We start from the raw sequence: 7,676 nt of genomic DNA, 5'->3' as shown, positions 1-7,676 counted from the left end.
TGGAAGGCGATCCTGCTGTCCACACTGGTCGGTTACGTCGCGGTTGCGGCCAGCTACGTCTCACCGGACACGATCTTCTACTTCATCATCAACTCATCGGCTACTGGGCAAATCAGTTGGCGTGCTGGTTCACGTTGGCGTTGTTGAACGCGGTCACGTCCACGTCACCGGCGAAGGAGTCGTTGTCGACGTCAACGTCGACGTCCTGGTCGACGTCGATGTTCTGGTCGATGTCTCCGAAGCCGTCCCACCAGCAGCCGCCCAGGGCCTTGCGCTCGGGCAGCAGTTCAGCGAACTCGTGGGTTTCGAACATGGTCTGCTCCTAGTCTTCGACGGAATTTCGACTGCGGCTCAGCCGCTGGGGACGAGTACGCCAAAGGCCCCGTCACCAGCCCGTCACCGGCGCGTCACGCGCCGTCGTCGCCCGGAGGTCCGGTTCTGCGATGACGCTGCGTGTTCTCCGCGCGACCAGGGAAATCCGGATCCGACAAGAGCTTTCCTAGATGGATCGGGTGAATCCGGAAATTCCTGCACCAGATCGCCCTCACCCAACGAAAAGCCCCGCGCACCGGTCTCGGGTGGCGGGGCTCGTGAGCAGCGGAAACGCGCTTAGGCTTCCTGGTCCAGGCCGTGCTCGATCGCGTAGCGGGCCAGTTCGACCCGGTTGTGCAGCTGCAGCTTGCGCAGCGTGGACTGCACGTGGTTCTCCACCGTCCGGTGCGAGATCACCAGCTTCTTGGCGATCTGCCGGGCCGTCATGCCCTTCGCGACCAGCCGCAGCACCTCGGTCTCCCGGTCGGTCAGCTGCGGGGCCTGCGTCTCCGAGTCCGGCGTGATCGCCATCCGCCGGTACTCGCCGAGCACCAGCCCGGCCAGCCCGGCGGTGAACACGGCGTCCCCGGCGGCGGTGCGCTCGACGGCGTCCACCAGCTCCTCGGCCGACGCCGACTTGACCAGGTACCCGGAAGCACCGGCCTTGACCGCCTCCAGCACGTCGCTGTGCTCGCCGCTGGCCGACAGCACGAGCACGCGGGTGCCGGGGATCTCCTGGGTGATCTGCAGGGTCGCGGTCACCCCGGAGGGCTCGCCCAGGTTGAGGTCCATCAGCACCACGTCGGGCTTGACCGTCCGCGCGATGCGCAGCGCGGACGCGGCGTCGCTGGCGGTGGCCAGCACCTCGAAGCCGCGCTCGGCCAGGTCGCGGGCAACTCCGTCGCGCCACATCGGGTGGTCGTCGACGACCATCACGGACACGGTCGGCTTGCTCATCGCTCTCCTCCTCTGCGGCGCTTGGCCGGCTTCGCACCGGGCAGGGGAACCCGGATCTCCCACTCGGTCCCTTCTCCGGGCTCGGTGTCCAGGGTGATCGTGCCACCGAGTCCGTCCACCCTGCCCTTGATCGACTTGGCCACCCCGAGGCGCCCCTCGGCAGCCGCTTCGTCGAGCCGGCCTTCGGGGATGCCCGGCCCGTCGTCGCGGACGCTGACCACCACCTCGTCCGGCAGCTCCTCCAGCAGCACCCACGCCTGGGCGTCGGGCCCGGCGTGCTTCTCGACGTTGGCCAGCGATTCCCGGATCACGGCGAACAGCTCCGAGCTCAGCGGCTCCTGGAGGAGCACCGGGTTGCCCGGCACCGACACGTGGATCCGCCCGGTCCGCAGCACCTGGAGCTTCGCGGCCAGATCCGTCTCGCCGTTCTCGGTGGTCTCCTGGGGTGTGGTCGCGACCAGCGCGCGCAGCGCGATCTCCTGCTCGCCGGCCAGCTGCGCCAGGTCGGCGGCCTCCCCGCCGAGCTCCGTGCCGCGGCGGCGCACTCGCGCCAGCACCTGCAGCACGCTGTCGTGTATGTCCCGGGCCAGCCGCTCGCGCTCGGCGGTCGCGGCTTCCGCGCGCAGCGCGCGGGCCAGGCGCGCGGTGGTGGTGCGGGCGCTGCTGGAGGCGATCCCCATGACCGTGCCGACGCCGATCAGCAGCACCGTGTCCAGCGCCATGTCCGGGGTGGTCTTCCAGCGGAGCAAGAAGTTGCAGGCGGCCGCGAAGGCCCCGACGATCAGCCCACCGGGGGTCCCCCACTGGGAGGCGGCGGCGGTGACCATGGTCGGGTGCCAGGCGGTGACCACCGACGGGTCGCTGTCGGCCATCTGCTGGTCGGTGAGGATGAACTCGTTGCTCAGGAACAGCACCGTCACCACGACGATGTCGATCGCGACGAGCAGGTTGGTGCGCCCGGCCGGCGTCCAGTAGCGCCAGACGGTGAACGCGGTCCACACGCCCATCAGCACGATGACGACCAAGGCGAGCCAGGGCCGTTCGTACTCGTGGTACTGGGCGCCGACCCAACCGCACGCGTACAGGAACATCACGATGCGGAAGATGTTGTGCCCGCGCCAGAGCGGCGAGCTCCCATCTGCCATCCGCGGTTCCTTCGATGGCGGACTGGTCAAGTTCGCTCCTTCCCAGCGGACCATCCTGCCGTACCGAGCCGCTCGCGGAGACCGCCGTATCGACCACCCCGCGTGTTTGTGATCACCAGCGGCATCGACCGGAGCAGTTCGGGTGGTGTGCAGCACAGCTACCACTCGCTGTGCAAGGCTGCGCACCGGAGGTGATCGAATGCGCGGCTGGCTGCTGTGGCGACTCCGGCCCGCGGCGATCGCCTACGTGCTCACCGTTCAAGCAGTGGCGCTGGTGCTGATCGCGCTGGTCGTCGGGGTGAGCCGGGAGCCGCGGCCGGAAGAGCTGCTGAGCTTCGTGATGCTGGCCGCCACCTCGGGCGCAGTCATCGTGATCACCTCGGTGTCGATCAACGTCAAGCGCCAGATCCGGCGCAACCCGTGGACGCTGCACATCGCCTACCTGGCGGCCGGCATCCTCCTCCTGCCGCCGAACCTGCTGGTCCTGCTGCTGCTGGGGCCGACCCTGCACGGGGTGCTGGACGGCCGCCCGGAACTGCACCGCTGGCTGTTCACCACGGCGGCGACCACGATCGCGACGCTGTCCGCGCGGTTCGCCATCGGCTGGGAGGTGCCGGGGTGGACCGCCGCGCAGTTCGTGCTGACCGGGGCGATCCTGCTGCTGGTGCGGGCGCTGCTGGTGGCCATCGGCATCCGGCTGCGCAATCCGGAGGCGCCGCGCCAGCACGTGCTCGGCGAACCGATCGACGTGCTGCTGGGCATCGTCGCGGCGAGCCTCGGCGGGCTGCTGGCGGTGGCGATGAGCCACGAACCGACCAGCGCGCTGCTCGCCGGACCGCCGATGGTGCTGCTCGACCTGGCCAGCCAGCTGCCGCAGTGGCGGCGTTCGGCGCAGCACGACGCCAAGACGGGCCTGGCCAACCTCGCGCACTGGGAACGCTTGGCGCGCACCGAGCTCGCGCGGGCGCGCGCCCGCGACCAAGCGGTCTCGCTGCTGCTGCTCGACCTGGACCACTTCAAGCGGGTCAACGACGAGCTCGGCCACCTGGCCGGGGACACCGTGCTCGCCGCGGTCGCGATGATGCTGCGCAGCAGCGTGCGGCGGGAGGACGTGGTCGGCCGGTTCGGCGGCGAGGAGTTCGTCGTGCTGCTGCCGGGCACCGACTCGGAGCCGGCCTGCGCGGTGGCCGACCGGATCCGGCGGTCCACGGCAGCGCTGTCGGTGCCCGCCCGGGACACCGAGGGCGAGCTGCGCGAGCTCAACGACCTGACGGTGAGCATCGGCGTGGCCACCACGACCCGCTTCGGCTACCAGATCACCGACCTGATCATCGCCGCCGACGCGGCCCTGCTCGCGGCGAAGTCGGCCGGCCGCAACGCCGTCACCCTCGCCTGACGAAACCCCGCGGTCCCGGCGCTCCGCCACGAGCGGAGTCCAAATTCCATTGAAATCGCACGTCCGATTTCAATGGAATTTGCGGGAGTGCCGGGCCTCAGCGGTCGGCGGGTTCGGGTTCCTTGTCCTCTTCCGGCGGTTCGGTGGCTTCCTGGTCCGGGGTGTCCTTGACGGGGGCGGGCTCGTCCGCCGGTGGGGCTTCCGGTTCCTCGTCGCCGACGAGGGAGCGGATCGAGGCGTTGAGGACCGCCACCAGCGGGACCGCCAGCAGCGCGCCGACGATGCCGGAGACCACCGCGCCGATGCTGATCGCCAGGACGACGGCCAGCGCGTGCAGGTGCACCGCACGCCCCAGCAGCAGCGGCTGGAGGATGTTGCCCTCGACCTGCTGGACCAGCAGCACCACGCCGACCACGATCAGCGCGGTCACCCAGCCCTTGGTCACCAGCGCGACCAGGACCGCGACCGCGCCGGAGGCCACCGCACCGACGATCGGCACGAAGCCGCCCAGGAACACCAGCGCGGCCAGCGGGATGGCCAGCGGCACCCCGAGGATCACCAGGCCCAGGCCGATGCCCAGCGCGTCGACCACCGCCACCATCGCGGTCGCCCGCACGTAGCCGACCAGCGCCTTGAAGCCCTGGACACCGGCCACGTCCACCTTGTGGCGGACGTGCTTGGGGGCCAGCTTGGTCACGAACAGCCACACGCCGCGGCCGTCGTGCAGGAAGTAGATGAGCGTGAACAGCGCCAGCACCAGGCCGGTCAGGAAGTTGCCGAAGGTGCCCGCGGTGGACAGCGCACCGCTGGTCAGCATCGCCTGGTTGGCCTGCAGCCACTCCTGCGCCTGCCGCAGGTAGTTGTCGATCTGGGCGTCGTTGATGTGCAGCGGGCCCTGCGCCAGCTGCACCTTCAGCGCGGTCAGCGACGCGATGACCTGCCGCTGCAGGTCCGGGAAGCCGGTGATGAACGCGTTGATGACGAAGGTGAGCACACCGCCGACGACGGCCAGCCCGCCGATCAGCACGAAGGCGGTCGCCAGGGACCGCGGCACGCCGCGCCGCGCGAGTCCGGCGACGACCGGGGCCAGCAGCGCGGACAGCAGCATCGCGATGGCCACCGGGATCACGACGACGTAGATCTGCCCGAGGACCAGCCCGAGCACGTACACGGCACCGAGGATGACCAGCGCGCGCCAGCTGACCGCGGCCGAAACCCGCAGCACGCGCGGAAGGGACTTGGCCGCGTCGTCCCGCTGGGCGATCTTGAAGTCGTTCACCCTGCCACCGTAGCGCCGACCGGAGCGCCGGGTCCGCAGATGACCACAGCCCGCAACGTCGATCGATCACCAGTAACACGATGTAGCGAAGCTGTCGCCCAACGCTTACGGATGGGGCGGTTGTTTTGGAAGAGTGCCCGTCGGCAAGCAGGAGATCGCAGTCCTGTGGGGAGTCACACCGCTGAGCCGAGGAGGTTCTGGCCCCGAGATGTCCCGCCGCGACCGCACGACGGGAGCCGCCCGACAGTGGCGGCTGCTGAGCCGTGCCCTCGTGGTGGTCGGCGCGACGGTCGCCGGAACCTCCGCGGCTTGGCTGCTCGACCACGGCCCCGCCGACGCGGCGGACCTGCCCGCGGCCGAGGCCGAGGCCGAGCACGCCGCGGGTGACGCCCCGGCGGGCGAGTCCGGCCCGGAGGAGTTCTCGCTGACCCGGCTCGACCCGATCAAGCTGGTCAACTCGGGCCCGACCGGGAAGCTGCTCGACGCGGCCCAGCCCGTCACCGAGGTGCTGCAGCAGCCCGCCGCCGAAGTCGGGCAGGTCGCCGGCGATGCGCTGGCGGTCACCACCCGGACCACGTCCCCGGACACCGCCGCCGAACCCGAGCCGGCGCAGCCGCCGCAGCAGCCGGTGGAGGCCGACCGGACCCCGCACGTCGAGCCACCGGCCGCCGACGTCGCCGTCGAGAGCCCGGTGCAGGACGTCGCCGAACCCGCTTCCGAACCGCGGTCGGCCGAGCCGCAGCGGTTCTCGCCGCCCGAACCTCCCGCGCCGGAGCCCCCGGCGCAGCCGCGCCTGCCCATCGGCGCGACGCCCTTCGTGCTGCCCTCGACACCCGGCGCCCCAGGCTGCGGCGGCGCCACCGACGGGCCGCACCACAACACCACCGCGCTCGGCTGGCACCCCGCCGCGCCGGTCCGCGCCCCGGCCCGAGCCGGTGCGCCCAGCTGCGACATCGAGGCAACGCTGCTGCCCAGCGTTGCCGAACCGCAGCCGGGAACCACTCCCGACTGATCGCGCGGCGGCCACGTCGTCGCGGTGCGCGAGCGCGCCTCGAACCGGCCGCGCGAAACCCGAAGCCAATTCCGAAAGGCCCGCTGCCGTGCTGCACGCACCCGGCCGGCGGTGTGGCTCGAACCCGTTCCCTCCCCGACAGAGGAAACCCCGTGAAGGAGCAATCCATGCAGACTTGGGCGAAGCGCGGTGTGCAGGCCGCGCTGGTCACCGGTGGGATGCTGGCCGTCGGCAGCGGCGTCGCATCCGCCGATCAGGCCTGCCCGGAGCGTCCGACCTCGCCGCTCGGCGAGCCGGCGAACGCGCTCGGCCAGCTCGGCGCCGATGGGCGCTGCCTGTCCGGCGACCTGTTCCCGGAGAACGCTCAGGTGAACGCGCCGCTGGTCGAGTCGCGCGCCGCGCACCAGGTGACCGCGCTGGCGGGCACCCTGGACCCGGTCCGGGACCTGCTGCCCGTCGTCGAGAACGACATGACGCAGGAGATGCCTGCGCTGCGCGACTGGCACACCGAACCCGCACCCGCCGAGCCGTCGGCCGCCCCGCTGCACCTGGCGGGCTGGATCGCCGACCCGGCCGACGCGCGCCCGCTGGAGCACGCGGGCCTGCCGGGTCTGCCGCCGTTCGACGGCAACCGGCCGGTCACCCCCGCCGAGGGCTTCCACCGCTCGCTGAGCTGGGCCGGGCCCATCGGCGAGGTGATCAGGGGAGGTGCGCATGCCCTCGACGAGGGGACGTTTCGATCGGGTCCGGTCCTGGATGTCCCTGCAAATCTGCTGACCCCGCACGACGACCTCGTCTACTTCGACGGGTTCGGCCCGGCCGAGGGCATCGTCGACCTGTGGCAGGGCGTGCTCACCCCGCCGCACGGCGGTCTGATCGACGCCAAGCAGGTGGACCTCACCTCCGCCGAGCTGCCGGGCTTCCGCAACGAGCTGCACACCGTCCCCGGCGACGTGCTCTCGGCGGCGCTGTCCGCGATCGCGCCGCAGCCGGCCCCGCGCAGCGAGTTCGTGCCGCTGGACGTGCCGGGTGAGCTGCAGGCCAAGGCCAACGAGCTGCCGGACCTGTCCGGGCTGCCGCTGCTCCAGTTGAGCAAGGCGCCGGGCACCACCGAACGCAGCGACAACCCGGGCGTGCAGGCGCCGCTGCCGCTGGTCGGCGAGCTCAACACCCTGGGCGGCGGGCAGACCTCGGTGCCCACCATCAGCCGGATCACCTCCGCGCTGGACGCGCCCGCCCCGCGCGCCATCACGTTCACCGACGCGCCGCTGCAGTCCGACGTCGCGGTGCAGGTGGTCGACGAGCTGCAGGCCGCGATGCCGGAGCACAAGCTCGTCACCCAGAGCCCGCTGCGCCCGGCGCCGGTCCCGGCCCCGCGCAGCGGCGGCATGGCCCTGCCGGTGCTCGGCGACAGCATCCCGAACATCACCGCGGTGCAGGACCAGACCCTGCCGCTGCCGGGTCTGTCGTCCGACCAGCGCAGCTTCGAGAACGCCGACACGGTGGTCTTCAGCCGCATCTGATCCGCTGGACGAAAGAACCGGGGCGGGAGCTGTCGAGGTGCCGAGGAACAGC

7 protein-coding genes are annotated in these 7,676 nt (G+C 71.4%); 3 read left to right on the top strand and 4 right to left on the bottom strand.

Annotated features, from left to right (window positions below; translation table 11 throughout):
* Positions 1–112: 112 nt before the first annotated feature.
* The 3 genes from ABTZ89_RS32430 to macS all read right to left on the bottom strand — a co-directional run bounded on the left by ABTZ89_RS32430 (position 113) and on the right by macS (position 2,414).
* Entirely contained in the window at positions 113–313 is a 201-nt protein-coding gene (locus ABTZ89_RS32430; RefSeq protein WP_351051944.1) for a hypothetical protein, read from the bottom strand.
* A 296-nt stretch (positions 314–609) separates the two neighbouring features.
* The gene (locus ABTZ89_RS32425) at positions 610–1,269 is read right to left on the bottom strand and encodes a response regulator (RefSeq protein WP_270954207.1); all 660 of its coding nucleotides are present in this window, start codon (positions 1,267–1,269) and stop codon (positions 610–612) included.
* Entirely contained in the window at positions 1,266–2,414 is a 1,149-nt protein-coding gene (gene macS, locus ABTZ89_RS32420) for a MacS family sensor histidine kinase (RefSeq protein WP_270954206.1), read from the bottom strand. The genes ABTZ89_RS32425 and macS overlap by 4 nt, the downstream gene beginning before the upstream one ends.
* A gap of 199 nt (positions 2,415–2,613) precedes the next feature.
* On the opposite strand from macS, the gene ABTZ89_RS32415 reads away from it, so the two are divergent.
* On the top strand, positions 2,614–3,810 hold the full coding sequence (locus ABTZ89_RS32415) for a GGDEF domain-containing protein (protein ID WP_270954205.1): 1,197 nt from the start codon (positions 2,614–2,616) through the stop codon (positions 3,808–3,810).
* 97 nt (positions 3,811–3,907) lie between these two features.
* Here ABTZ89_RS32415 and ABTZ89_RS32410 read toward each other — a convergent pair whose 3' ends face one another.
* Positions 3,908–5,089 carry an AI-2E family transporter gene (locus ABTZ89_RS32410; RefSeq protein WP_351051939.1) on the bottom strand — a complete coding sequence of 394 codons (1,182 nt, stop codon included), beginning with the start codon at positions 5,087–5,089 and terminating at the stop codon, positions 3,908–3,910.
* A gap of 208 nt (positions 5,090–5,297) precedes the next feature.
* Between ABTZ89_RS32410 and ABTZ89_RS32405 the strand changes: the two genes are divergently transcribed.
* Together ABTZ89_RS32405 and ABTZ89_RS32400 are read left to right on the top strand one after the other, a co-directional pair.
* Positions 5,298–6,101, top strand: a complete 804-nt coding sequence (locus tag ABTZ89_RS32405; RefSeq protein ID WP_351051936.1) for a hypothetical protein — start codon at positions 5,298–5,300, stop codon at positions 6,099–6,101.
* A 167-nt stretch (positions 6,102–6,268) separates the two neighbouring features.
* A complete protein-coding gene (locus ABTZ89_RS32400) occupies positions 6,269–7,624 on the top strand; it encodes a hypothetical protein (RefSeq protein ID WP_270954200.1) in 1,356 nt (451 codons plus the stop codon).
* The last annotated feature ends 52 nt before the right edge of the window (positions 7,625–7,676 follow it).

It is taken from the genome of Saccharopolyspora sp. NPDC002686 (genome assembly GCF_040295745.1).
In the GTDB taxonomy this organism is placed as follows: domain Bacteria; phylum Actinomycetota; class Actinomycetes; order Mycobacteriales; family Pseudonocardiaceae; genus Saccharopolyspora; species Saccharopolyspora oryzae.
This window is presented reverse-complemented; position numbering and strand designations above follow the sequence as displayed.

Coding starts and splice junctions, on each gene's coding strand:
- ABTZ89_RS32430 (WP_351051944.1), bottom strand. CDS start 313: ATGTTCGAAACCCACGAGTTCGCTGAACTGCTGCCCGAGCGCAAGGCC.
- macS (WP_270954206.1), bottom strand. CDS start 2,414: ATGGCAGATGGGAGCTCGCCGCTCTGGCGCGGGCACAACATCTTCCGC.
- ABTZ89_RS32415 (WP_270954205.1), top strand. CDS start 2,614: ATGCGCGGCTGGCTGCTGTGGCGACTCCGGCCCGCGGCGATCGCCTAC.
- ABTZ89_RS32425 (WP_270954207.1), bottom strand. CDS start 1,269: ATGAGCAAGCCGACCGTGTCCGTGATGGTCGTCGACGACCACCCGATG.
- ABTZ89_RS32400 (WP_270954200.1), top strand. CDS start 6,269: ATGCAGACTTGGGCGAAGCGCGGTGTGCAGGCCGCGCTGGTCACCGGT.
- ABTZ89_RS32405 (WP_351051936.1), top strand. CDS start 5,298: ATGTCCCGCCGCGACCGCACGACGGGAGCCGCCCGACAGTGGCGGCTG.